Annotated in this window: 28 protein-coding genes and 1 tRNA gene; 16 read left to right on the top strand and 13 right to left on the bottom strand. The window is 68.3% G+C overall.

Going from position 1 to position 23,482, the window contains the following annotated elements; genetic code table 11:
* Nucleotides 1-22: 22 nt before the first annotated feature.
* Nucleotides 23-970: a DMT family transporter gene (locus C5B91_RS12595; RefSeq protein WP_008095373.1), complete on the bottom strand. Its 948-nt coding sequence runs from the start codon at nucleotides 968-970 to the stop codon at nucleotides 23-25.
* 11 nt (nucleotides 971-981) lie between these two features.
* On the opposite strand from C5B91_RS12595, the gene C5B91_RS22110 reads away from it, so the two are divergent.
* On the top strand, nucleotides 982-1,137 hold the full coding sequence (locus C5B91_RS22110; protein WP_158544174.1) for a hypothetical protein: 156 nt from the start codon (nucleotides 982-984) through the stop codon (nucleotides 1,135-1,137).
* Between the two features lie 4 nt (nucleotides 1,138-1,141).
* On the opposite strand, the gene C5B91_RS12600 is transcribed toward C5B91_RS22110, so the two are convergent.
* The 3 genes from C5B91_RS12600 to C5B91_RS22450 all read right to left on the bottom strand — a co-directional run bounded on the left by C5B91_RS12600 (nucleotide 1,142) and on the right by C5B91_RS22450 (nucleotide 3,285).
* Nucleotides 1,142-1,885, bottom strand: a complete 744-nt coding sequence (locus tag C5B91_RS12600) for a helix-turn-helix domain-containing protein (RefSeq protein WP_049967746.1) — start codon at nucleotides 1,883-1,885, stop codon at nucleotides 1,142-1,144.
* A gap of 59 nt (nucleotides 1,886-1,944) precedes the next feature.
* Nucleotides 1,945-2,964 carry a phytoene/squalene synthase family protein gene (locus tag C5B91_RS12605; RefSeq protein WP_008095376.1) on the bottom strand — a complete coding sequence of 340 codons (1,020 nt, stop codon included), beginning with the start codon at nucleotides 2,962-2,964 and terminating at the stop codon, nucleotides 1,945-1,947.
* A gap of 168 nt (nucleotides 2,965-3,132) precedes the next feature.
* Nucleotides 3,133-3,285: an HVO_2523 family zinc finger protein gene (locus tag C5B91_RS22450; protein ID WP_004974999.1), complete on the bottom strand. Its 153-nt coding sequence runs from the start codon at nucleotides 3,283-3,285 to the stop codon at nucleotides 3,133-3,135.
* Between the two features lie 285 nt (nucleotides 3,286-3,570).
* Here C5B91_RS22450 and C5B91_RS12610 point away from each other — a divergent pair, with 285 nt between their 5' ends.
* The 3 genes from C5B91_RS12610 to C5B91_RS12620 all read left to right on the top strand — a co-directional run bounded on the left by C5B91_RS12610 (nucleotide 3,571) and on the right by C5B91_RS12620 (nucleotide 5,082).
* A complete protein-coding gene (locus C5B91_RS12610; RefSeq protein ID WP_004975000.1) occupies nucleotides 3,571-3,846 on the top strand; it encodes a winged helix-turn-helix domain-containing protein in 276 nt (91 codons plus the stop codon).
* A gap of 2 nt (nucleotides 3,847-3,848) precedes the next feature.
* Nucleotides 3,849-4,145: a hypothetical protein gene (locus C5B91_RS12615; protein ID WP_049913585.1), complete on the top strand. Its 297-nt coding sequence runs from the start codon at nucleotides 3,849-3,851 to the stop codon at nucleotides 4,143-4,145.
* A gap of 154 nt (nucleotides 4,146-4,299) precedes the next feature.
* Nucleotides 4,300-5,082 (top strand): spondin domain-containing protein, encoded by a 783-nt coding sequence (locus C5B91_RS12620; RefSeq protein WP_049967744.1) that lies wholly within the window; start codon nucleotides 4,300-4,302, stop codon nucleotides 5,080-5,082.
* 485 nt (nucleotides 5,083-5,567) lie between these two features.
* Here C5B91_RS12620 and C5B91_RS12625 read toward each other — a convergent pair whose 3' ends face one another.
* The gene (locus tag C5B91_RS12625; RefSeq protein ID WP_004975004.1) at nucleotides 5,568-6,041 is read right to left on the bottom strand and encodes an Lrp/AsnC family transcriptional regulator; all 474 of its coding nucleotides are present in this window, start codon (nucleotides 6,039-6,041) and stop codon (nucleotides 5,568-5,570) included.
* A 164-nt stretch (nucleotides 6,042-6,205) separates the two neighbouring features.
* Between C5B91_RS12625 and C5B91_RS12630 the strand changes: the two genes are divergently transcribed.
* A complete protein-coding gene (locus C5B91_RS12630; RefSeq protein ID WP_049967743.1) occupies nucleotides 6,206-7,267 on the top strand; it encodes a CNNM domain-containing protein in 1,062 nt (353 codons plus the stop codon).
* A gap of 127 nt (nucleotides 7,268-7,394) precedes the next feature.
* Here C5B91_RS12630 and C5B91_RS22115 read toward each other — a convergent pair.
* A tRNA-Met gene (locus tag C5B91_RS22115) sits at nucleotides 7,395-7,543 on the bottom strand.
* 128 nt (nucleotides 7,544-7,671) lie between these two features.
* On the opposite strand from C5B91_RS22115, the gene C5B91_RS12635 reads away from it, so the two are divergent.
* Nucleotides 7,672-8,793, top strand: a complete 1,122-nt coding sequence (locus C5B91_RS12635) for a hypothetical protein (RefSeq protein WP_008095380.1) — start codon at nucleotides 7,672-7,674, stop codon at nucleotides 8,791-8,793.
* 35 nt (nucleotides 8,794-8,828) lie between these two features.
* Here C5B91_RS12635 and C5B91_RS12640 read toward each other — a convergent pair whose 3' ends face one another.
* Nucleotides 8,829-9,200, bottom strand: coding sequence for a DUF5830 family protein (locus tag C5B91_RS12640; protein WP_008095381.1), 372 nt, complete (start codon nucleotides 9,198-9,200; stop codon nucleotides 8,829-8,831).
* A gap of 90 nt (nucleotides 9,201-9,290) precedes the next feature.
* Between C5B91_RS12640 and C5B91_RS12645 the strand changes: the two genes are divergently transcribed.
* Nucleotides 9,291-9,923, top strand: a complete 633-nt coding sequence (locus C5B91_RS12645) for a TVP38/TMEM64 family protein (protein WP_049967742.1) — start codon at nucleotides 9,291-9,293, stop codon at nucleotides 9,921-9,923.
* Nucleotides 9,924-9,976: 53 nt separating this feature from the next.
* On the opposite strand, the gene gpmI is transcribed toward C5B91_RS12645, so the two are convergent.
* Nucleotides 9,977-11,572: a 2,3-bisphosphoglycerate-independent phosphoglycerate mutase gene (gene gpmI / locus C5B91_RS12650; RefSeq protein WP_049967741.1), complete on the bottom strand. Its 1,596-nt coding sequence runs from the start codon at nucleotides 11,570-11,572 to the stop codon at nucleotides 9,977-9,979.
* Nucleotides 11,573-11,751: 179 nt separating this feature from the next.
* Here gpmI and C5B91_RS12655 point away from each other — a divergent pair, with 179 nt between their 5' ends.
* Both C5B91_RS12655 and C5B91_RS12660 read left to right on the top strand, forming a co-directional pair.
* Nucleotides 11,752-12,429, top strand: a complete 678-nt coding sequence (locus C5B91_RS12655) for a DUF1405 domain-containing protein (protein ID WP_008095387.1) — start codon at nucleotides 11,752-11,754, stop codon at nucleotides 12,427-12,429.
* A 112-nt stretch (nucleotides 12,430-12,541) separates the two neighbouring features.
* Nucleotides 12,542-13,195 carry a metalloregulator ArsR/SmtB family transcription factor gene (locus C5B91_RS12660; RefSeq protein WP_008095389.1) on the top strand — a complete coding sequence of 218 codons (654 nt, stop codon included), beginning with the start codon at nucleotides 12,542-12,544 and terminating at the stop codon, nucleotides 13,193-13,195.
* Nucleotides 13,196-13,198: 3 nt separating this feature from the next.
* Here C5B91_RS12660 and C5B91_RS12665 read toward each other — a convergent pair whose 3' ends face one another.
* On the bottom strand, nucleotides 13,199-13,693 hold the full coding sequence (locus tag C5B91_RS12665) for a hypothetical protein (RefSeq protein ID WP_115805072.1): 495 nt from the start codon (nucleotides 13,691-13,693) through the stop codon (nucleotides 13,199-13,201).
* A gap of 98 nt (nucleotides 13,694-13,791) precedes the next feature.
* Nucleotides 13,792-14,001: a PLDc N-terminal domain-containing protein gene (locus C5B91_RS12670; RefSeq protein ID WP_008095393.1), complete on the bottom strand. Its 210-nt coding sequence runs from the start codon at nucleotides 13,999-14,001 to the stop codon at nucleotides 13,792-13,794.
* A 231-nt stretch (nucleotides 14,002-14,232) separates the two neighbouring features.
* Between C5B91_RS12670 and gatD the strand changes: the two genes are divergently transcribed.
* Together gatD and C5B91_RS12680 are read left to right on the top strand one after the other, a co-directional pair.
* Nucleotides 14,233-15,480 (top strand): Glu-tRNA(Gln) amidotransferase subunit GatD, encoded by a 1,248-nt coding sequence (gatD, locus tag C5B91_RS12675; RefSeq protein ID WP_008095394.1) that lies wholly within the window; start codon nucleotides 14,233-14,235, stop codon nucleotides 15,478-15,480.
* A gap of 4 nt (nucleotides 15,481-15,484) precedes the next feature.
* On the top strand, nucleotides 15,485-16,393 hold the full coding sequence (locus C5B91_RS12680; protein ID WP_115819401.1) for a GNAT family N-acetyltransferase: 909 nt from the start codon (nucleotides 15,485-15,487) through the stop codon (nucleotides 16,391-16,393).
* A 35-nt stretch (nucleotides 16,394-16,428) separates the two neighbouring features.
* Here C5B91_RS12680 and C5B91_RS12685 read toward each other — a convergent pair whose 3' ends face one another.
* Together C5B91_RS12685 and carA are read right to left on the bottom strand one after the other, a co-directional pair.
* Nucleotides 16,429-17,466 carry a PAS domain-containing protein gene (locus C5B91_RS12685; RefSeq protein WP_115819402.1) on the bottom strand — a complete coding sequence of 346 codons (1,038 nt, stop codon included), beginning with the start codon at nucleotides 17,464-17,466 and terminating at the stop codon, nucleotides 16,429-16,431.
* A 162-nt stretch (nucleotides 17,467-17,628) separates the two neighbouring features.
* On the bottom strand, nucleotides 17,629-18,711 hold the full coding sequence (carA, locus tag C5B91_RS12690; RefSeq protein WP_049913586.1) for a glutamine-hydrolyzing carbamoyl-phosphate synthase small subunit: 1,083 nt from the start codon (nucleotides 18,709-18,711) through the stop codon (nucleotides 17,629-17,631).
* A 97-nt stretch (nucleotides 18,712-18,808) separates the two neighbouring features.
* Between carA and C5B91_RS12695 the strand changes: the two genes are divergently transcribed.
* The 4 genes from C5B91_RS12695 to C5B91_RS12710 all read left to right on the top strand — a co-directional run bounded on the left by C5B91_RS12695 (nucleotide 18,809) and on the right by C5B91_RS12710 (nucleotide 21,056).
* Nucleotides 18,809-19,222 (top strand): Lrp/AsnC family transcriptional regulator, encoded by a 414-nt coding sequence (locus C5B91_RS12695; protein ID WP_004042482.1) that lies wholly within the window; start codon nucleotides 18,809-18,811, stop codon nucleotides 19,220-19,222.
* A gap of 72 nt (nucleotides 19,223-19,294) precedes the next feature.
* Nucleotides 19,295-19,864, top strand: coding sequence for an NUDIX domain-containing protein (locus tag C5B91_RS12700; protein ID WP_008095408.1), 570 nt, complete (start codon nucleotides 19,295-19,297; stop codon nucleotides 19,862-19,864).
* Nucleotides 19,851-20,270, top strand: coding sequence for a desampylase (locus tag C5B91_RS12705; RefSeq protein ID WP_008095410.1), 420 nt, complete (start codon nucleotides 19,851-19,853; stop codon nucleotides 20,268-20,270). Before C5B91_RS12700 ends, C5B91_RS12705 begins: the two co-directional genes overlap by 14 nt.
* An 87-nt stretch (nucleotides 20,271-20,357) precedes the next feature.
* A complete protein-coding gene (locus C5B91_RS12710) occupies nucleotides 20,358-21,056 on the top strand; it encodes an SDR family NAD(P)-dependent oxidoreductase (protein WP_115819403.1) in 699 nt (232 codons plus the stop codon).
* A 24-nt stretch (nucleotides 21,057-21,080) separates the two neighbouring features.
* Here C5B91_RS12710 and kynU read toward each other — a convergent pair whose 3' ends face one another.
* Complete coding sequence (gene kynU / locus C5B91_RS12715; RefSeq protein ID WP_115819404.1) at nucleotides 21,081-22,352, bottom strand: kynureninase; 1,272 nt, start codon at nucleotides 22,350-22,352, stop codon at nucleotides 21,081-21,083.
* Between the two features lie 84 nt (nucleotides 22,353-22,436).
* Here kynU and C5B91_RS12720 point away from each other — a divergent pair, with 84 nt between their 5' ends.
* Complete coding sequence (locus C5B91_RS12720; protein ID WP_115819405.1) at nucleotides 22,437-23,477, top strand: alpha/beta hydrolase; 1,041 nt, start codon at nucleotides 22,437-22,439, stop codon at nucleotides 23,475-23,477.
* Nucleotides 23,478-23,482: the final 5 nt, after the last annotated feature.

The following is a 23,482-nucleotide window of genomic DNA, read 5'->3' on the forward strand; positions in this document are numbered from 1 at the left end:
GTCGCGGCCCCAGCGCTGTCTCTCAGTCGGATTCGACGCCGCGACGCCGGCCCCGATAGGCGGCTCCGAGCCGTTTCCACTTGAGCAGGCCGAAGCCGAGGAGGACGAACCCGAAGCCGACGAGCGTGGTCGCGGTCACGGGCTCCGTGAACAGAAGCCAACTGTACACCGTCCCGAAGCCGGCGATGGCGTAGGTGACGAGGTTGAGCTCGACGGAACCGAGTCGGGGGAGAAGCGAGAAGTACAGCAGGTAGCCGACCGCGCTCACGAAGACGCCGAGATAGACGAGACCGACGACGCCCGCCGGCGACGCGTCGACCCCCGCCAGCGACTCCGTCGGACTCGCCGCGCTCGCGAGATGGGTCGCGGCGGCTCCGACGACCATCGCCCACGCGGTCTGGGTGGCGAACGGCATCTCGGTCTCGATTCGCTGGGCGAGCACGCCGCCGAGCGCGAAGGACGCCGCGGCGAGCACCAGTATCGCCTGCCCCGCGGCGTTCCCCGCGAGGAGGTTCGACGGGTTCGGGTCGGTGATGACGACTAAGCCGAGGAAGCCGACGACGACGCCGAGCAGTTCGACCGGGCCGAATCGCTCGTCGGGCAGAAACAGCTTCGCGAACCCGACGGTCAGTATCGGAATCAGCCCCGCGAGCACCGAGGCGACCGCGCTCGGGACGGTCTGCTGGCCGACGTTCTGGAGGACCCCGTAGCCCCCGAGCGTCAGGAGACCGGCGACCGAGACGGCCGCCCAGTCGCCTCGTGTGCGGGGTCGCCAGTAATCGGTGCGTCGCCCCGCGTACAGCAACAGGAGGACCGCCCCGATGTCGAGCCGGAGCGCGGCGTACAGAATCGGCGGGAACGACCCCAGCCCGACCGTCACCGCGGGGTAGGTGCCACCCCAGACCGCCGCCAAGAACACGAACAGGACGGCGTTCCGGTATCGACCGGCGAGGAGTTGGCTACCGACCATGACGAGGGACGGTGTGTGAAGCCGGCGTCGCGGGCGCGGTCGAGTCAGCGGTTCGCGGTGACGTGTCGAGAATCGATCTCGGCTCGTCGGCGGTCGAGAGCGATGCGTCGGCGTGTGCGCTCATCACCGGGACCTACGCCCGCGAGCCGGGAGAACCGGAGGGTTAGGATGCTAACCCCCGTCGCCGGGCCGCGCAGCCGGCGGGTCGCGGTCGGCGTCGAGACCGGCGAGCGCGGAGACGGCGGCCCCGAGGAGCTTTCGCTCCGCGCGGCGGAGCGTCTTCGAGATGGCGACGTCGGAGACGCCACAGCGGTCGCCGAGAGAGGCGAGCGACTCGCCCCGCGGCGTCTCGTAGTAGCCGTGTTCGACCGCGGTTCGGAGCACCCGCGCCTCCGTCTCGGTGAGTCGCTCACAGCCGTCGAGGAGCGTCGCGGCCTCGTGGAAGTTCCGGAAGACGGCGGCCGCACCCGAGTCTGTGAGCGGCGTCTGCTCGACGACGGTGAGTTCGTAGCGGCGGTCGAGCGAGTCGAGAGTGGCCGCCGCGGCATCCGGCTCGGCGAACCCGAGGTGCCACCGTTCCCAGCCGTCCCTGTCGCGGAACGGAGCGATGACAGCGCCGCCGTTGGCCATGACCGTCTCGATGGCGACGGTCTCTTCGAGCACGACGTGGGCCGTCGCGTGCGACCCGCGCTTCCACTTCAGTTCGAAGTGGCGCACGCCGTCGGCGTCTCTGAGCGCGCGGATGCCGGCCTCTAACTGCGACCGCCCCGGCGACGAGGCTTCGACCCAGAGGTCGCACTGGCCGGTTTCGGGCGAGAGATTCCAGTACGGCGTGGTCAGCGTCACGTCGTGCGCGGCGGTCACCCGTCCCAGCGGACAGTCGTCTAACCGGGTGTCGAGGGTGACGCGATGCATGCCGGGGGCTCTCTCGGCCACCCAGTAAATCTTTCAGTCGCGGAAAAATCGCGCGTCGCTCAGTCCGAGCCCCAGCGGTTCAGCGACCGGAGCCAGCCGGAGACGCGCCCGCTCCGTCGGCTGCGGCCGATCCGCGTCGAACCGGGGCCGAAATCAGCGTCGAGGTCGTCGTCGTCCGGGTAGGGGACGACGCTGACGGCCTTGAACACGGCCACGGGGTCGCGCCAGACGGCCCAGTACGCCGCGGTCTTCGCGAGGAGCGTGAGCTTCCGCCCGAAGCTCAGTTCGGGCGTCGCCGTGAGCGTGTCGTAGCCGAGGTTCCGAATCGACCGGTGGTGGTCGGCGTACAGCACCGCCGAGAGGAGCACCGGGAACTGGCAGTCCGCCGGGAGGTACTCGATGCCGGCGACGCCGTCGCGGTACAGCGACTCCGTTCGACGGAGTTCGTCGCGCATCACGTCGGCGACGCGCTCGTCGAACTCGAGGTCGAGTATCTGTTCGGCGTCGACGCCGTGGCGGTCGAGCGTCGTCCGCGGGAGGTACACCCGGTCGCGCTCGACCACGTCTTCGCCCACGTCGCGCAGGAAGTTCGACATCTGGAACGCCTGTCCCAGCGCCGTCGCGTGCGGGAGCGCCGCCTCGGGGTCGTCGGGACGCATGACGTCGGTCATCATCCGACCGACCGCGGAGGCCGACCCGTCCATGTACGTCTCAAGTTCGTCGTAGGTCTCGTAGCGGTCTTTTTCGATGTCCGACTCCATCGCGTCGATGAAGACGTTCACGTCGTCGGGGTCGATACCGTAGCGCTCTCTGAGTTCGGCGAACGCCGACAGGACGGGGTCGTCGGTCTCGACCTCGCCGAGCGCCTCGGCGCGGAGGTGTTCGAGACGCTCGCGCTGTTGTGCCGGCGGCGCGGTCTCCTCGGCGTCGACGACCTCGTCGGCGACCCGAAAGAACGCGTACAGCACGTACGTGGCGTGTCTGACGCGCTCCGGGAGGAGGCGCGTCGCGAAGTAAAACGTCTTTCCCGTCCGCTGTTGGATGTCTTTTCCCGCCTCGACCTGTGATTCGTTGAGCATCGTTTCGTGTACGTGGCCGCATCCGTCTCGGGACCAACTGAGCTGACCGGGGAGGACAGTCATTCGTTAGGTCTCCGCCGACATAACGCTTCGTGCTGTCGTGAAATCAACCCGCGAACCCGCCGACTTCGCAGTGGTACCAGCGCGGGCGTCTCCTGTCAGGTTTCGTTACCAGAACGTGTCGCTGCAGTCGTAGACGACCCCGTGTTCCGGGCAGACGTACTTGCAGTGGCGGTGGTCCATCGATGTGCCGCAGAAGGGACAGGGCCGTCCCTTCGGAGACTCGATGGCACACGCGTTCCGTCCGGTGTCGTCGTCCATACGAGTTTTCGTAGGACGCGACCGACATATCCCTTACTGCCGTCGGGGGGTCCTGCCGGTTCGAGTCGGTCCGCTGGTGAGGCCGAGTCGGTTCCGTCTCGGACACCGGCGAGCGCTGTCGGGGCGGCGGCACCGACCGACTCGGCGCGCCCGGAGACTCCACCCGAATTTGGTACGGAACTGGAACAACGCTCATGTGCGGTCGTCGCCGAGTCGAACTCGTCGCGTCGAACGGCACCCGCGAGAATAATACCGCGCTCGACCAATCAACCAAACGAACAGTCGATGGAGAAGGCGCTTTGGTATCTGCTCACGGCGACCCGCGGCGGCGAGAACCGCGTCCGCATCATCCGCGCCCTCTCGGAGCGCCCGCAGAACGCGAACCGCCTCGCCGACGAACTCGACGTGGGCTACAAGACCGTCAGACACCACCTCGACGCCCTCGAATCCCACGGGGTCGTCGAGGCCGGCGGCGACAAGTACGGACGGCTGTACTTCCTCACCGACCAGTTCGAACGGTACCGCGACACCTTCGAAGAAATCACGACACACCTCGAATGACCATGGCAATGGACACCCAAATCATGGCGGCCAGCGCCCTCTCGGGCGCGAACATCGTCTTCCTCGCGGCGCTGACCGCCGTGTGGATTCGCAACTACCGGACGTTCCGCACCTCGCTCGTCCTCGGTCTGCTCGCGTTCGCCGTCGTCATGCTCGTCGAGAACGCCGTCGCGCTCTACTTCTTTTTCACCATGCAGAGCCTCTACTCCGGGGACCCCCACGTCCAGCAGGCCGTGTTGGTCCTCCGCGGCCTCCAACTCGTCGCGCTGACGTTCCTGACCTACGTGACGGTCCGGTGAGCGACCCGGCGGTATCGACCTTCGGCCCTCGCCCCGGTCCGAATTTGGTACAGAGTCGACCCCGATTCGTCACGGAGTCACCCCGAATCTCGAAAAAACGCCTTTAGCCGGTCTCGCGTCTTCGTTGTCGTGGCACCGACCACACGTGAGACCAATGACGGACACGACGACTCCGACGACGCGACGAACCGTACTCGGACTGACCGGCGCGGGCGTGCTGGCCGCCCTCGCCGGCTGTTTGGGTAGTGCGAGCCTGCCGGGCCAATCGACCGGAAACGGAAACAGCCAGTCCGCGCGAACCTACCGCGTGACCGTGGCGAACCTGACGACCGGACAGCCGTTTACCCCGCCGGCGGTGGTCGCCCACCGCGCCGGCGTGGAACTGTTCGCCGTCGGCGACCCGGCGAGCGACGCCATCAGAGAACTCGCCGAGAACGGGAACCTCGGCCCGCTCGGTGAGCTGGCCGAAGCGAGCGACGACGTTCGCGGCGTCGCGGTCGGCGACGCGCCGCTCGTCCCCGACGAACTCCCGGCGAGCGAGATGTTTCCCGCGGCCGCGACGCTCGAACTGGAGACCGACGCCAGCGGCGCGTACCTCTCGTTCGTCAGCATGCTCATCGGCACGAACGACGGGTTCGCCGGCCTCGACACCGTCCCGCTCCCGGAGCGGGTCAACGAGTCGCGGTCGTACTTCGCGGCCAGCTACGACGCCGGAACCGAGGTCAACACCGAGGCGTACGGCGACATGGTCCCCCCTGCACAGGCCCTCTACGGCATCGACTCCGGGACCGACGGAACCGGCATGAGCGACCCCGACCTCGCCGAGAACGGTGTTATCGCGCCGCACGCGGGTATCGTCGGCGACGGCGACCTCGACCCCGCCGTCTACGGCTGGGACGACCCCGTCGCGCTGGTTCAGGTCGAACGACTCGACTGAGTCGGCCGCGACCTGACTTCTCGACCGCTGAAACGCCGTCGCTCACGGGTCACGAGCGTCGTCGGAGAACAAAAACCGAGGCGTGGACGCCGTCGGAAGCGAACGACCGGGGGCGGTCGTCCGGTGAAACCACGTAGCGTACCACGCGGCGAGTGCAGGGAGGCCCGACCGCGCGATGCTGTTGCAGCCGCGTCTACCCGTTGTCGGAGCGCGTTGAACCGCTCTGGTGGTGATGGTGGTGGTGGGGGGCATCCGGTCGGCGAGAGACCGACGCGAACGGGAGGGTCTCTGACAACGGCGATTACCAGTTCGTTATCACTCGTCAAAGCTGTACCGGTGGTTCGAGAGCCGGGCCATCGGACATCGACGGGCTCGGATTCGGCACTAAGACGGCGTTTCACGCCCCCTGTGCTCGTGTTACCTACCGAAATGTCACCGGTGCCGGTCCCGAGTGACGGCGCTTCGCGCGTCGGCTCTCGGCCGGTTCACTCGTCGCCCCCGTCGCCGAACTTCGCGTACGGCCGGCGGTGAGTGTTCCGAATCAGATCCTCGTCGGAGACGCGAAGCCCCAGTTCGTCTAACTCCTCGCCGATTCGACTGAGGTCGTCGCCGTCGACGCCGATAGCTCGGACCATGACGTTTCGCTCGCCGGTCATCACCTCCTGTACCTCGACGACGCCGGGGACCGCGGCGGCGGCCTCGGCCAACTCCTCGCGCTCCGGAATCGGGGCCGTACAGACGATGAGCGTGTACAGTTGGTACCCCGCGCGCTCGTAGTCCACGTCGGCGTGGTAGCCGCGGACCACTCCGTCGGCTTCGAGTCGCTGGATACGGTTTCGGACGGTGCTCGCCGAGGCGTCGAGTTTGTCGGCGATGTCGGTCGACGACGTGCGGCGCGCCTCCGACTGCAACGTGTACAGTATCTTCCTGTCCAGCGCGTCGAGTTCTCGACTCGTCATTCGTCTGGTCGTCTGTCGCCCGCGACATTAACCCTCCCGGCATCGTTGTCAGAAGCTTAGTTTAAACTAGATAATACGCGACTCCCGACAATATACTACATATACTTCCGGACGGCCGATGCTTTCTAACGGGTCGAACGCGAACGAAGGGGACACCGACACAGATGAACCCAACAGAGATCGGTATACGCCTCGTCGCGGGGGCGTTGCTCATCCTCACGAACGGTTTCTTCGTGGCCATCGAGTTCGCGCTGACGCGCGCCCGCCAGTTCACCGAGTCCGAGTTCGTCGACGGCGACTCCCGACTCGAACGGGCCTGGGAGATGACCCAGGAGCTCGAACTGTATCTCACGACCTGCCAAGTCGGAATCACGGCGTCGAGCATCGCCGTGGGTATCGTCGCCGAGCCCGCGCTGGCGTCGCTGTTCGAACCGCTACTCGAGCCGCTGTTCGCCGGCACGACGCTCGCGACCATCGGTGCCGGCGCGCTCCTCGCCTACCTGATCATCAACCTCCTCCACCTCACCCACGGCGAGCAGACGCCGACGTACCTCGGCGTCGAGCGCTCCCGAATGGTCTGTCGCTACGGGGCGGCGCCGCTGCACTGGTTCTACGTCGCCATCTCGCCCGTCATCAAGTTCGGCGACTGGGTCGCCAAGTGGACGCTCAAGCTCTTCGGCATCGAGATGTCGGGCGCGTGGCTCGAGACCGAAGCCGAGGTAATCGAGTCCCGGGGTCAGCTCCGCGAGCGCCTCCACTCCCTGCTCGAGGAGGGCGAACTCCCCGAAGAACGCCGCGACGAGGTCCTCAGCGCGCTGGACGTGGACGAACTCTCCATCAGCGAAATCATGATTCCGAGCGACGACATCGTCTCGCTCTCGGCGACGGCGACGCCCGGCGAGAACTTCGACCGGATTCGGAACACGCCCCACACCCGGTTCCCGCTCGTCGGCGAGTCGTTCACCGACTTCCGCGGCGTCGTCTACGCGCCCTCCATCATCGACAACTTCGAGGCGCTCCGCGCCGGCGAGCGCTCGTTCGACGAAATCGCCGCACCGACGATGACGCTCGCCGCCGACACGAACGTCAGCGACGCGTTCGACCAGTTCCAAGCGGAAGACCAGGAACTCGCGCTCGTCCTTCGGGACGGCGAAGTCGTCGGCCTCCTCACGGCGACCGACGCGCTCGAAGCCGTCATGGGCGAACTCGACGACCCGCTCGACTAGCGTCGCAGACGACGTTTTCGACGTTTTTTCAGACGCGACGCGTCGCTCACAGCGACGTGATTTCGCGGAAAACGGGCGCGGCCGTGACGACTCACGGACGGCTCTGCGTGCGTGACGAATCGAAGAATGCCCGGGGTGGGCTCCGAACCCACGATCTCCGCATGTCCCAGGTGCGAAGCCGGCATGACTTCGCGAGGGGCGGAGGCTTCCAAGGCGTTCCGCACCGATTGTGAAACCCTATGAGTGCGGCGCTATGTCCAGCTAAGCCACCCGGGCTCAACTTCCCGTTGTGTGCTGGTTGTATTTAAGCTTCTCATCTCCGACGACCGCGAGGCGAGTCACCACGCCACTCGATTCGCGTCATCACCCGCGGATTTATGTCCCAACACCGGGTGCACACACGCATGAGCCAACCGGAGATCGTCCAGTCCGTCCTCGGAGAGGAAGACGTGGTGACGCGCGTCCACCTCGGGGGCGAGGACGAACTGTTTGTGACTCCGACGCGGACGCTCGTCTATCGGGCCGAAGGCCTCCTCTCGGACGAGTCCGTCGACGAATTCTCGCACGCCGCGGAGCGACTGTCCGTCAAGGAAGGGCGACGAAAAGCGAAGCTATCGCTCGACTACGGTCTCGACGGGAGCGAGACGTTCTCGATGTCCTCGAAGCGGCTCGACGACGCGCTCCAGCCTATCGTCGAGGGCGTTCTCGCGGCAGCCGGCGTGACCGACGAGGAAGGCGAGCGTGTCGTCCAGACGTTCCGTTTCAGCGAACTCACGTTCGTCGTCACCGACGCCCGCGTCGTCCGGCACATCGGCAGCGCGGTCTGGGACGAAGACTACGAATCGTACCGCTACGCCGACGTGACTGACCTCGAATTCGAGTCGGGGAGCGTCGCCACGACGGTCGTGCTCACCGTCGACGGCCGCCAAGAGCGGTTCAAGATTCCCAACGAGGAGGCGCGGCTCGTCCGCGAGAAACTCGCGCGTGCGCTGTGCGACTACCACGGCGTCGGCAGTCTCGAGGAGTTCCGCGTCCAGATGGAGAAAGCGCGGGCGAACGACGAGTCAGCCGACGCCGCCGCCGACCGCGACAACACCGACTTCGGCGCGGGCCCCGACCCGCTGAGCGCGAACCCCGGTGAACTGTCCGACGAACCGGCGAACGGCACCCGCGCCGAGGGTGACGCGCCCGCCGAGCCGAGCCAACAGACCGCCCGCACGCAGTCCGTCGAAGCCCCGTCCGCGACCGGCGCGGTGGCGGAGGCGAAGCAGGCCGCCGAGTCGGCGTCGACCGAGTCGGCGTCGGGCAACGTCGCCGACGCCGCGGACCTCGGGTTCGAGGGCTCCGGCTTCGAGTCGGCCGCCGAGTCCGAGTCGGCGGACTCCGGCGCTGTCGATGCCGACTACGCCGAACTCGCCGACGAAATCGAGTCGCTCCGCGAGGTCGTCGAGGCCCAAAGCGAGCAGATTCGCCACCAGCAGGAGCTGGTCGAACAGCTCATCGAAGAACTCCGCCGCGGGCGGTAACCGCGGCAGTTCGCCCCCGACGACCGCCCGGACACCTATTCCCGCCCGAGCACTTTCCTGATACACGACGAGCCGAAGGGCCCGAGTTCGCCGGACTCGAACGTCACGAAGTGGCCGGTGGAGATGGACGCGCCGCAGCGGCGGCAGTCGAAGTCGCCCTCGCGCTGGACGACCTGACTCTCGAATCTGACGAACGTGCCGCCGCGGTTGTGACGGACGCGGCCGCCGTCGCGCTCGATGATGCCCCGAAGCTCCGCCGTGTCGAGGATGTCGCGCGTGAGCGTCGGGTCCGTGGTGACCGTCTCGATGCGGTCGACGACCTCGGCGAGGGAGAGTTCGTCGGCTTCGAGGTGCGCGAGGAGGTCGAGCGCGAGTTCGACGCGCTCGTCGCGTGTGGGCTCGGTCACGGTTCGGGAGCCAATCGAACCGGGTCGGGCTAAAGCCCTCCGAAGCACAAAGCGTTTGGTCGCGGCGCGACGACCGACTCCAGAGCTTCCGTGCCCCGTCCGCGTCTCGCCGCCGGCCTCGCGCTCGCGGCCGTCGTCGCCGGTCTCCTGTTCGCGTCTCCAGACGCCGTCATCGCGCGCGCGGCGTGGGTCGCAGCCGACCCCGTCCGACTCGTCGCCGTCGTGAGCGCGCTCGCGCTCGTCCGCCCGCTTCTCGCGTGGCCGACGACGCTCCTCGCGCTCGTCGTGGGCTACGGCCTCGGCCCGGTCGGCGCGCCGTTCGCGCTGGCGCTCATCGTCCTCACGAGCGTCCCGCCGTTCCTTTTCGCGCGGCGCTACCGCGGAACGACCAGACTGGCCGATGTCGGCGAGCGGACCGTCGAGCAGACGGGGTCGGTCAAGGGCGTGGCCGCGAGCCGCCTGCTTCCGGTCCCCTCCGACGTGGTGTCGGTCGCGGCGGGCGTCGCCAACGTCCGACTCGGCGCGTTCGCGCTCGGAACCGCCGTCGGCGAACTCCCGTGGGCTGTCGCAGGCGTCATCGCCGGCGCGTCGGTCGAGACGCTTACGACCGAGTCGCTGGCCGCGGCCGTCCGCCCGGAGTTCGTCGTGCTCGCGGCGGTCGCGGGCGTCTCGATGCTCGTCCCGACCGCGTACCGTCGCTACCGGGGCGAGTCCGGCGCGTAGGTGAACTCGAAAATAGAGAGCGTAGAGGTACGTAGCGCGCGCGAGCGGCGGTCCTATTCTAACAGCGACTCGCCGGTCATCGCGGCCGGCTGGTCGACGCCGACGAGTTCGAGGATGGTCGGCGCGATGTCGCACAGCGAACCGCCCTCGCGGACGGTCCGGCCGCCCGAAAGCGGGTGGTCGGGGTCGAGGTCGGCGGCGTCGCCCTCGACGGCCTCGTCCCCGGCGTCGTTCTCCGCGGCCGCCTCGTCGTCGCGGTCGGCCGCGAGGTAGACGAACGGGACGGGGTTGAACGTGTGGGCCGTGTGCGGGTCGTCCTCGGTGCCCATGTCGTCGGCGTTGCCGTGGTCGGCGGTGATACAGACGTGGCCGCCGTGAGCGCGGACGCTCTCGACGAGCCGCCCGAGCTGTTCGTCGACCGCCTCGACCGCCTCGATGGCGGCCTCGTAGTCGCCGGTGTGGCCGACCATGTCGGGGTTGGCGTAGTTGAGAACCATCACGTTCGGGTCGTCGGACTCGATGATGCCGATGGCCGTATCGGTGAGCTCCGCTGCGGACATCTCGGGCTGGAGGTCGTAGGTCGGCACGTCGGGGCTCTCGACGATGTTCCGAATCTCGCCGTCGAACTCGACCTCGCGGCCGCCGTTGAGGAAGTAGGTGACGTGAGGGTACTTCTCGGACTCGGCCATGCGCAGTTGCGTCATGTCCGCCTCGGCGAGCACCTCGCCGAGCGTGTCTTCGGGCTGTTCCGGCGGGTAGGCGACCGAGACGTCGAACGTCTTGTCGTACTGCGTCATCGTCGTCATGAGAAGCTCCGGCGGCGTCGTCTCGAACTCCCAGACGGGCTCGATGTCGCAGAGCATCCGCACGAGCTGTCGCGCGCGGTCCGCGCGGAAGTTGAAGAAGATGACCGAATCGCCGTCTTCGAGGGCGGGCGCGTCGTCGACGACGGTCGGCTCGACGAACTCGTCGGTGTCGCCGCGGTCGTACGACTCGGTGACGGCGTCGACGGCGGTGTCGGCGGTCCACTCCGCCTCGCGCTCGACGATGGCGTCGTAGGCGCGCTTGGTGCGCTCCCAGTTCTGGTCGCGGTCCATCGCGTAGTAGCGCCCGGAGACGGTGGCGACGCCACCGGTTCCCTGCTCCTCGGCGACGGCTTCGAGGTCCGAGAGGTACGCCTCGCCGCCGGTGGGACTGGTGTCGCGACCGTCGGTAAAGGCGTGGGTGACGGCGTCGACGCCGCGGTCGGCGGCGAGTTCGATGAGCGCGTGGAGGTGTTGTTGGTCGGAGTGGACGCCGCCGTCTGAGACGAGGCCCATGAGATGGACGCGCCCGTCGTGTTCGTCGGCGTGGTCGTAGGCGGCCGTGATGGCCTCGTTCTCGAAGAACGAGCCGTCGTCGATGCTGTCGCCGATGCGGGTGTACGCCTGCTTGACGACCCGGCCGGCCCCGATGTTGAGGTGGCCGACTTCGCTGTTGCCCATCTGGCCGTCCGGAAGGCCGACGCGCCGGCCGTCGACGATGAGCGTCCCGAACGCGCCCGCGTCGCGGTAGCGGTCGAAGTTCGGCGTGTCCGCCGCCTTGATAGCGTCGCGGCGGTCGTGGTCGCCGAGTCCCCACCCGTCGAGGATGATGAGTGCTGCGTCCATGCGTCGCCGTTCGGCGCGCCGGGCTAACTGTCCTTTGCTCCCGACATGGAATGACAACGTGTCGCGTACGGAGATGAGAGGGCGGCGTTCGCGCCCCGACGGGGGTTCGCGCCGCCCCAACCGCCCCCGCTGCTCCCGCCCCGACGGCCTTTTCTTTCGGGGCGTCGTCCGACTCGGCGATGGGTCTACGCGACTTCGACCTCGACGCGGCGGTCGACGACTGGACGGAGTACTACCTCGGGAACGGCCCGAGCCTCGTCGTCTTCCTCGTCCTCAACGCCGCCGCGTTCCTCGTCGGGGTGAGCTTCTACGTCCACTCCGACCCCGCGCTGTCGGACCTGCCGACGTTCCTCTACCCGCTTTTCGGCGACTCGCCGACCGCCCTCGCGCTGATGACGCTGTCGGCCGCGACGCTGCTTCCGAACCTCGGCCGCCGCGTCGCCGACGCGCCGGTCAACCGACCGCTCGCGTACCTCCACACGCTCGCGTTCGTCTGGCTCGTCAAGTACGGCGTCTGGACGGTCGTCGCGCTCAACCTCCGGCCCGACCTCTACGTCGGCTTCTCCGGGGCTGCGCTGTGGGACTACTGGGGCATCATGCTCACCCACGCGGGCTTTCTCGCGCTCGCCCTCGTTGTCCCGCGCTACGGCGCGACCACCAAGGGCGCACTCGGGTTCGCCCTCACCCTTGCGCTCGTCAACGACGTGTTCGACTACGGTCTCGGCTACTACCCGCCGCTGAAGTACGAGGCGGGGGCGCTCCTCGCGGGTATCACCGTCGCCCTCTCGTTCCTCGCGGTGTTCCTCGCCTCCCGGGCGTTCGACCGTCTCTCAGAGACGCCGGAGACGGCCCCGTGAGCGCCCCGGGACCGCCCCGACAGCGCCCCGTGAGTCACAATCGCTAATCGCATGACGGCGCGGAGTATCACATGAGTCAGGCTTTTCCCCGCCCGCAGTCTATGACCTCGTAATGGACTCCGCGGTACTGCTTGACCTACTCGGGAACGAAAACCGCCGGCGCATCCTGCGGTTGCTCTCGCACAAACCGTGCTACGTCACCGAGATAAGCGAGTACCTCGGCGTCAGCCCCAAGGCCGTCATCGACCACCTCCGAAAGCTGGAGGACGCGGGACTCATCGAGTCGCGCACCGACGACCAGCGGCGCAAGTACTTCCATATCTCACGAAATCTCCGACTGGAGGTGAACGTCTCGCCGTACGGGTTCGGCGCGAAGAGCGCCTACCCGCCGAGTCCGAGCCTCGACATGGCCGGACGCTGTCCGCACGTGACGCTCGAAGTCGAGAACGCCGGGAGTGACGACGTCTCGGAACTAGCGCGCGAACTCGGAAAACTGGAGGAACTCGACAACGAACTCTCCTTGGCCCAGCGGTGGGTACAGGGCCGCATCACCGACGTGCTCGACCGCCTCAACGACCGCCTCGGCGTCGACGCCGACAGCCGGTTCTACGCGGAGATTCTCGCCGCGCTCGCCAACGGGTCGAACACCGTCCGCGGCATCGCGAAGGACCTCAACGCGGACCCCGCGGTCGTCGACAGCGCGCTGCACCACCTCGCCGACGGCGGTCTGGTCGCCCACAACGGCGACCGCTGGCGAATCGACTGACGCCTACAACTCCTCTGTCAGGCCCGCCCGAAGGTCGCGGCCGAAGTAGTGACCGACCAGCCCCGCGAGCCCGCCGCTCGCCGCGCCGACGCCCGCGATGGCGACGCCGTAGTCCGCGAGCAGTTGGACCGCGAAGGGCGCGAACACGGCGAACAGCGTCGAGAGGACGAACGCGAGGCCCGCGGCGATTGCGCCGGCGAGGACGACCTCCGTGTAGCGTCGCTTCGACCCGACGAGGCCGAGGACGAAGCCGGCGGCGGCGATGCCGACGAACCGCCCGACGAAACCGACGATGGGAATCGCGCCGCCGACGAGCAGTCCGCCGATGGAGAGCAGGAGCGCCGCGAGGAACACGCGCGGGGAGAACAGCCCGCCGAGGCGACCGCCGCCGGACGAGGCGGAGCGCTCCGCCCGCATCGAATCGTCGCTCTCGCGGTTCACGCCGGAGAGCAGGTCGTCGACGGACTGCTCAGACTCCCGTTGGTCCGACCGTTGCATGTGTACAGGGTCGCGGGCGAGCCTGATGGCTCTTGTGCCGGTTGGTCAGCCGCGGTGACTGTTCGGCGTCGCGTGACGGTGCGCCGCCCGGCTCGGTCCTACGCGTTGCGGCCGAGGATGAAGTACAGGACGAGTCCCAAAAGCGGCGCGAGGAAGACGACGACCGCCCAGAGGAACGCCGGGTGACTGCTGTTTCGCTTCGCGTCACTGTACGTCCACACCACCATCCCGAGGAACAGGAGGAAAAACAGCAGGCCGACGACGAGCGCGCCTGCGCCGCCCGACTGGAGGGGTATCGTGGGGAGCATACGCTGGCTGACGGACGGTCCGGTAAAATGTCTTGTGTCCGTTATGTCGGTGGTGCGGCCGTCTCCCTCGTTGCACTCGGCCGGTTCTCTCCCAGTCGTCGTACCGAGTCGCGAGCGAAGCGAGCTACTCGGCGTTTTTCCCTCCAGGTTTTTGCCGTGAGCGGGTCGCCTCCGGCGACCCCGAACGGTAAAAAGGTGGGTTTGAAGTCTGCCCCCACGGTATCCCGCGATATGAACGCAGGGGACCGCGTCCGCGTCACCCGCGCGGACGTCACGAACGAAGGCGTACTCATGCCGTCTTCCACCGAGGACCACCTCGTCGTCAAGCTCGACGGCGGGTACAACGTCGGCATCGCCCGCGAGGGAGCCGACGTGGACGTGCTCGAAACCGACGTGTACGACATCGAAGACGCACAGTCCGAGGGCGACGGCACCTCAGAGATCGAGTTCGACGACGACCTCCCGACCGTCTCGCTCATCTCGACCGGCGGGACAATCGCCTCGACGGTCGACTATCGAACGGGCGCGGTGACCGCGCAGTTCGACGCCGAGGACGTGCTCCGGGCCGTCCCCGACCTCGCGGGCCGGGCGAACTACCGCGGCCGCGTCGTCGCCAACATCCTCTCGGAGAACATGACGACAGACGTGTGGGTCGACCTCGCCGAGGCCATCGCCGAGGAAATCGAGGCCGGGGCCGACGGCGTCGTCGTCATGCACGGCACCGACACGATGCAGTTCTCCGCGTCGGCGATGTCGTTCATGCTCGACACGCCCGTCCCCATCGTCTTCACGGGCAGTCAGCGCTCGGCCGACCGCCCCTCGTCGGACAACGTGATGAACGCCGTCTGCGCCGTCGAGGCCGCCAAGGCCGACGCCGCCGAGGTCATGGTCTGCATGCACGCCTCGGAGTCCGACGACGTCTGCGCGCTCCACGAGGGGACGCGCGTCCGCAAGAACCACACCTCCCGGCGCGACGCGTTCGAGACCGTCGGCGCGAAGCCGCTCGGCGAGGTCGACTACGAGGCCGAGGAGGTCACGTTCCGCCGCGACTACGCCCCCCGCGGCGAGGCCGACCTCGCGCTCCACGCCGACATCGAGTCCGAGGTGGAACTCGTGAAGTTCACGCCGGGGATGGACCCCGCGGCGCTCGACTACCTCGACGGGAAGGCCGGCGTCGTCATCGAGGGGACGGGCCTCGGCCACGTCCACACCGACCTCATCCCGCGGTTCGAGGAACTCGTGGAAGACGGAACCACGGTCGCCATGACCTCGCAGTGTCTCGACGGCCGCGTCTGCGACCGCGTCTACGACACCGGCCGCGACCTGCTCGACGCCGGCGTCGTCGAAGCGGGCGACACGCTCCCCGGCACGGCGAAGGTGAAGCTCATGTGGTCGCTCGCCAACCTCTCCGACCCAGCCGGCGCGATGGGCCGGAACCTCGAAGGCGAGCTGACCCAGCGCTCCGTCCCGTGGGAGTGAACTGATGGAGATTCGACCCGCGCGACCCGAGGACTACGACGCGGTCGCCGCGTTCACCCGCGACACGTGGGCCGACCGCGGCGGGTCGGACTACATCCCCGACATCTACCACGACTGGATTTCCCCCGGCGAGTTGGACCAGGCGACGCTCCTCGTGGACATGTGCGAGGAGACGCCCTCCGACGATGTGGCCGCCATCGCGCAGGTCGTCATGCTCTCGGAGTACGAGGGCTGGGCGCAGGGGATGCGCGTCGCGCCCGACTACCGCGAGCAGGGGCTCGCGACCCGGCTGTCGCACGCGCTTCTCGACTGGGCGCGCGAGCGGGGGGCGCGCCGCGTCCGCAACATGATTCACTCGTGGAACGTCCCGAGCCTCGCCAACGCCCGCACGGTCGGGTTCGACCCCGGCGTCGAGTTCCGCTGGGCGACGCCCGAACCGGACGCGACCGCCGAGCCGGAGACGGCGGTCGGCGACGACGCCGACGCCGCGTGGGCCTACTGGACCGGGTGCGAGGCGCGAACCGCGCTGTCGGGGCTCGCGCTCGACCCCGTCGAGTCGTGGGCGCTCTCCGAACTCACCCGCGCGCGCCTCCACGACGCCGCGGCCGACGACCGACTGTTCGTCGTCGGCGACGACTGCACGACAGGCTTCACCTACCGGAACCGAACCTACACCCGCGAACGCGACGACGAGGGCGAGGTGACGTGGGCCGAGTACGCGGTCGCCGCGTGGGACGACGCGCCGGCCTGCGAGTCGCTGTTGGACGCGGTTCGACGCGACGCCGCCTCGGTCGGCGCGGACCGGACGCGCGTCCTGTTCCCCGAGCGAATCGAGTGGATTTCCGACGCGTCGCTCGCCCGGAGCGACCTCGCGGAGGAACCGACGTTCGTGATGGAAGCGGACCTCTCCTGACCGGCGCGTCTCGTTCGCTCCCGGCCGAGCGCGGCCTACTTCCACACGACGCCGCGGACTTCGAAGCGCGCGCCGCCGAGTTCCGAGTCGGCCACGTCGAGTTGCCACCCGTGGAGGTCCGCGATTCGCCGGGCCGTCGAGAGGTGAAGCGAGTCGTAATCGACGCCGAGCAACTGGTTCGGGCTCGCGGCCGTCGCCGCGCGCTCTTCGGACGACGGGTGGGGGCCGTCGTCGTCGACGTAGAAGCCGTCAGCGGTCGTCCCCACGACGACGTCTGAGGATGGCCCGGACGGCGCGTTCCGCTCGAAGCAGTTCGTAAAGAGCGCGACCAAAAAGAGCCCGAGGAGATGGGTGTCGGCCAAGAGCGTCCCGTCGCCGACGACCCGGTAGCTGGCGTCGTTCGCGCCGTCGAGCGACGCGACGGCCCACGCCTGTGCGACGTGCTCGCGAAATCCCACCGGCGCGAGGTCGAGCGTGCTCGGTTGCTCGGCGGCGTCGATACCCCACTCGACGAGCGACTCGATCCGAGAGAGGCTCTCGGAGAGCGCGACGGCGGCGTCGCCGTCGAGCGACGCGAGTCGCTCGGCCGCCTCGATGGCCGTCGTGAGGTTGGTTCTGAGCTCCGACGCGAGCGCGCCGACGAGCGCAGCGAGGTGTTCGTTCTTCTCGTTGACCTGCAGTTCCGCGAGCCGCCTGTCGGTGATGTCGAGGTGGACGACGAGCGCGAAGTTCCCGTGTCGCGGTGTGTCCACCTGGACGACCCGGAGCGCGAACCACCGGTAGACCGTCGGTGAGTGACACGGGTACTCGGCGGTGAAGAGGTCGCGGTCGCCGCGGAGCACCGCGCGGATGCCGTCGGCGACGACGCCGGCGATTTCGTCGACCTCGCGGGCCGCGTCGCACACGTCGAGGTAGTTGACGCTCGTCGAATCGGGGTCACCGACGTAGTCGTTCGCGTCGGCGAACGTCCGCCACGCCCGGTTCGTGTAGACGATATCCCCGTGTCTGTCGAGGAGGGCAATCGTCGCGGGGAACTCTTCGAACCCGCGTTCGATGAGCGAGACGTCGTCCATCACAGAGCGTACGTCGGGAAACCGTTTGACAGTTTCTACCACATCGGGGCCGAGACACGAGCCGCGCCGCTCGCTGGGTGGCGTGTCGGAAAAATCGGCGTTCCTCCGGTCGCGGCCGGGTGCAATCGGCCGCGGATTCGAGTTCGGTCGCGGTTTGGGTGGTCAGTCCGAGGCGACGGCTCGGGGCTTATGCTCGTTTCCCTCTGTACCCGCCATGGCGAGCACGTCGTCGAAGAAGCCGAGCGAGTCGTGGGGGCCGGGATGGGCTTCGGGGTGGTACTGGCGCGTGATGACGCTCAGTTCCTCGCTGGCGAGGCCTTCCGCGGTGTCGTCGTTGACGTTCACCTGCGTCACGTCGAGTTGGTCGCCGGGATCGGCGACGGTGTAGCCGTGGTTCTGGGTGGTCATGACGACCTTTCCGCTCTGGAGGTCGCGGACGGGCTGGTTGACGCCGCGGTGGCCGAAGGCCATCTTCTCGGTGGTGCCGCCGAGCGCGCTGGCGACGATCTGCTGGCCGAGGCAGATACCCGCCAGCGGGACCTCGCCGGCGAACTCCTCGACGAGTTCGCGCGTCGCGGTGTAGTTTTCGGGGTCGCCGGGGCCGTTAGAGATGAACAGCACGTCGGGTTCGAGCGCGGTTACGTCCTCGGCGTCCGCGTCGTAGGGAAGCACGTGGACCGTGGCGCCGCGGTCGACGAGAGAGTCAACGATGGAGCCCTTCGCGCCGCAGTCGACGAGCGCGACGGTGGTGTCGCCGTCGCCCTCGAACGTCGTCAGCTCGGTCGTGGTGACCTGCGCGCCGATGTCGACGTGCTCGCTCATGCCCTTACACTGCGCGAGTTCTTCCTTCGCGTCCTCGGGGGTCACGTCCTCGCCGACGGCGATTCCGACCTTCATCGCGCCCTCCTCGCGGATGGACGTGACGAGGTCGCGCGTGTCGAGGTGGTCGACCGCCGGGACGCCCTCGTCGGCGAGCCACTCGACGACCTCCTCGGTGAACTCGCGTGCGACGGCCGCCCGAGGGTGGACCCGGTCGGACTCGAATCGCTCGGCTCGGACGCCGTAGTTCCCGATGAGGGGGTACGAGAAGGTGAGCACTTGTTCTTCGTACGAAGGGTCGGTCAGACTCTCTTCGTATCCCGTATATGCGGTTGTGAACACCAGTTCACCGCGTGTGCGCCCCGGAACACGGCCACGCGCTTCGACCACGCGACCGTCTTCCAGCGCCAGATAGGCGTCCGACATTACGAGAAACGAACGGAACACGGGTGCATAAGTGTTACTTTCGAAGTCGAGTTACGAAATTCGTAATCGGTAAGTCGCTGGGGACGGCACGTGAGATATGGACGAGCTTGACCGACGTATCCTCGATATCCTTCGACGGGACGCTCGGACCCCCAACACGGAGATCGCGGCCGAAGTCGGGACCTCCGAGGGGACCGTCAGAAACCGCGTCGAGCGGTTGGTCGAGGAGGGCGTCATCGAGCGCTTTACGATTTCGACCCGCACGGGGAACCTGAAGGCGATGATAGAGGTGACCGTCGCGGTCGACGTCGACACCAACGACGTGTCCGAGCTGATGGCCGACTGGAAGGACGTGGACTTCGTCTGGCAGGTCTCCGGCGAGGAGGACATCGTCCTCGTCGTCGACGCCGCCGACACCCGCGCCGTCAACGACCTCATCACCCGCGCCCGCGAGCACGACGACGTGAAGAGCACGAAGACCCGCCTGATTCTCGACGAGCGCCTCGGCTAATCCCGCGCCGCCGCCGCGTGGTCCGCGGTTCGCATCGAAGCTTAGTTGACCCCCGACTCCGACGGAAGGCACATGAGCAACGCAGCGGCCGACGAGGCTACTGAACTCCACAAGAACGCAGCGCAGGACGTCATCGCCGTCGACTCCGACGACAACGCCGAGGGGACGGTCAACCGACTCGACGCCCACACGGGCGACGGCATCCGCCACCGCGCCTTCACCTGCCTCGTGTTCAACGAGGAGGGACAGATACTCCTCGCCCAGCGCGCGCCCAACAAGCGCCTGTGGGACACCTCCTGGGACGGCACCGTCGCCTCCCACCCCGTCGAGGGCCAGACCCAAGAGGAAGCCACCGAAGAGCGCCTCGAAGAGGAACTCGGCATCTCGCCCGACCAGTACTCCGACCTCCGCGTCACGGACAAGTTCGAGTACAAGCGCTACTACGAGAACGCCGGGCTGGAGTGGGAAGTCTGTGCCGTCCTGAAGGTCACGCTCGAAGACACCACGCTCGACCCCGACGAAGAGGAAATCGCGGGCATGCTCTGGGCGGATTACGAGCACCTCCACGACAACCCCGAGTGGTACCGCCAACTGCGTCTCTGTCCGTGGTTCGAAATCGCCATGCGCCGTGACTTCGAGTAGGCTCTCTCTCGCAGCTGACGCGCGGGACTCGATTCTCTCGCACGCCCGCGAGGGTGCCGCCGGCGACCCGCCCGCCGAGGTCTGCGGCGTCCTCGCCGGCGACAGCGACGCGCGCACCGTCACCGCCGCCCACCCCGTTTCGAACGTCGCCGACGACCCACGGGTCGCCTACGAACTCGACCCCGAGGAGACGGTTTCGATTCTCGAAGCCATCGAGTCCGCGGGCGACGACGCGGTCGGCTTCTACCACTCGCACCCCGAGTCCGACCCGGTCCCGAGCGCGACGGACCGGGAACAGGCGTCGTGGCCGGGATACGTCTATCTCATCTGCTCGCCCGACGGCCGGATGACCGCCCACGAGTGGACCGGCGACGAGTTCGACGAACTCACTATCGCGGTCGAGTGATCCGTCGGCCTCCCGAACCTCGCCGGTACGCCGCGACCGCCGGCACGCTTCGGTGAGAATATCCTTTCTCAGTTCACAGACGCAGCCATGGAACCCGACCGCTACGACGACCTCGACGGACAGGTCGCGCTCGTCACCGGCGCGAACCGAGGTATCGGCCGCCAGATAGCCGAGAACCTCCGCGACCGCGGCGCGACGGTGTACGCGGGGTCGCGCAGCGTCACCAACGAGACGCCGGAGGGGACGGAGCGAGTCCTCCTCGACGTGACCCAAGAAGGGGACATCGAGGAGGTCGTCGACGGCATCTTCGCCGACCAGAACCGCCTCGACATCCTCGTCAACAACGCCGGCGTCGGCGGCGAGGGCGAGGACATCGTCGCCGAGTCGACCGAGCGAATCGACCGCACCCTCGGCGTCAACCTCCGCGGGCCGATGCTCCTGTGCAAGCACGCGGTTCCCCTTCTCCTCCAGTCCGACGGCGGCCGCGTCGTCAACGTCTCGTCCGGCATGGGCGCGCTCGGCGAGGAACAGTCCGGCGGGTCGCCCGCGTACCGAATCTCGAAGACCGGCCTCAACGGCCTCACGGCCTACCTCGACGGCCAGTACGGCGACGACGGCCTCATCGCCAACTCGGTGTGTCCCGGTTGGGTCCGCACCGACATGGGCGGCGAGGAGGCGAACCGACCGGTCGAGAAGGGCGCGGAGACGCCGACGTGGCTCGCGACGTTCAAGCCCGGCGCGCCCGCGGGGAAGTTCTGGCGCGACAAGGAAGTCATCGACTGGTAAGCGACCGACCCCCCGCCGCGACCCTCACGTGACGCCGCCGCTCTGCTTCTCGAACGCCTCGTATGCTTCCCCGTCCAGAATCTCGCGGAAGTGCTCGACCGCCCGGTACACGTCCTCGAAGCCGATGTAGGCCGGCGCGGGAGCCATCCGGACGACGTTCGGTTGACGGAAGTCCACGATGACGCCCCGCTCCTTGAGCGCGAGGCTGACGCGGTAGGCCTCGGGGTGCTCGACCGCGACGTGGCCGCCGCGGGCCGCGGGGTCACGCGGGGTGCCGACCTCGCACTCCGGCAGTCGCTCGTCCACGAGGGCGATGAGGTAGTCCGTGAGCGCCAGCGACTTCTCGCGCAGGGCGGCCACGCCGCCGGCGTCCTCGACGACGTCGAGCGCGCCGTCGAGGGGGGCTGCGGACAGCACCGGGACCGTCCCCGACTGGAACGCGCCGGCCGACTGCGCCGGTTCGTAGGTCATCGCCATGTCGAACTGCGTCTCCTTGTCGTTGCCCCACCAGCCGGCGAGCGCGGGCGTGACGCCGAAGTGGCGCTCGTTGACGTAGAGGCCGGCGATGGAGCCGGGACCGGCGTTGAGGTACTTGTAGTGACACCAGACCGCGAAATCGACGCCGACCTCGGAGAGCCGGTGCGGGACCGCGCCGACCGAGTGCGCGAGGTCGAAGCCGGCCAGCGCGCCGGCCTCGTGAGCGGCTTCGGTGATGGCCTCGATGTCGAACAGTTGGCCGCTCCGGTAGAGGACCGACGGGAGAAACACCATCCCCACGTCGTCGTCGATGGCGTCGAGCACGTCCTCGGTCTCGATGGTCCGCCCGTCACGGCTCTCGACCACGCGGAGCGCCTCGTCGGGATCGCGGCCGGCGTGCCGGAGTTGCGCGCGAATCGCGTAGTGGTCCGTCGGGAAGTCGAGGTCGTCGACGACGATGTTCTCGCCGCGGGCGGGGTCGTAGAACGTCCCGACGAGCGCGTGGATGTTGACCGTCGTGGAGTTGGCGACCACGACTTCGTCGGGCTTCGCGCCGACGAGCGGGGCGAGTCGCTCGCCCAGGCGCTCGCCGTAGGTGAACCACTCCGGGTCGGCGTCGGTCCACCCGCGGATGGCGAGGTCGCGCCACTCGTCGACGACGCGTTCGAGCGCCGCCTCCGCGTCGACAGACAGCGGGCCGAGCGAGTTGCCGTCCATGTACAGTTCGCCCTCGGGGACGTAAAAGCGGTCGCGGAGGTCCGAAAGCGGGTCCGCCGCGTCCATCTCGCGGGCGGTCTCGACGGTGGGGTCGTCGGTCATACGCGTGTCGAAGCGCCGGCGCGACAAGTAGATTCACGACCCGCACGGCGTGGTGTTTTTCACGGTCGCCCGCGGCCCACCGGTATGGTTCGCTCCGACGGCGACTCCCGACCCGACCCCGACGACCCCGACGACGGCGATTTTAACGACTCGTCTGCCATCGGGGTCGCCGACCGCGCGGCCGACCTCGACCCGCAGGCTCACGCCGCCGTCGCCGAGGTCGAGCGTCTGGGCCTCCCCGAGTGGTCCGCGCTCGGCGTCGAGAGCGCCCGCCGGGTCGAAGACGAGGTGTTCTCGGCCGGCGACGCGCCCGAGGTCGCCCGCGTTACGAACTTCGCAATCGACGGCGAGAGCGGGGACGGGGCCGCCTCGACCCACGAGATTCCGCTTCGCGTCTACCACCCTGAACCCGGCGAGACGCGCCCCGCGGTCGCGTTCTTCCACGGCGGCCTCTGGGCGATGGGCACGCTGGACTCCATCGACGGCGTCTGCCGACGACTGGCGGTCCGTTCGGGCCGCGTCGTCGTCTCGGTCGACTACCGACTCGCGCCCGAGTACCCGTTTCCCGCCGGCCTCGACGACTGCGTGCGGGCGGTCGAGTGGCTCGCCGAACGCGGCGCGTCCGTCGGGGCCGACCCCGACCGAGTCGCCGTCGCGGGGACCAGCGCCGGCGGGAATCTCGCGGCCGCCGTCTGCCTCCACGCCCGCGAGTTCGACGGCCCGACCATCGAGAGACAGGTCCTCCTGTACCCGATGACCGACTGCTCGGCCGACCACGACTCGCTCCGGGAGAACGCCGACGGCCCGCTTCTCACCCGCCGCGACGTGCTGTGGGCCCACGACACCTACCTTCGGAACCCGGTTGACCGCCACAACCCCTTCGCCGCGCCGCTCCGGGCCGACTCGCACGCCGACCTCCCGCCGGCGCACGTCGTCACCGCCGGCTTCGACCCGCTTCGAGACGAGGGCGCGGCCTACGCGTCGGTGCTCGACGCCGCGGGGGCCGACGTCGTCCACGACCACGAGGCTGCCATGCCGCACGGCTTTCTGAGCCTCGCGGCCGACGTCGACGCGGCGGACGCGGCGCTCGACCGGGTCGCGGACGCGCTGGAAAATGAGGGCTGAGTCTG

It is taken from the genome of Haloferax sp. Atlit-10N (genome assembly GCF_003586325.1).
Taxonomy (GTDB): Archaea; Halobacteriota; Halobacteria; order Halobacteriales; family Haloferacaceae; genus Haloferax; species Haloferax prahovense.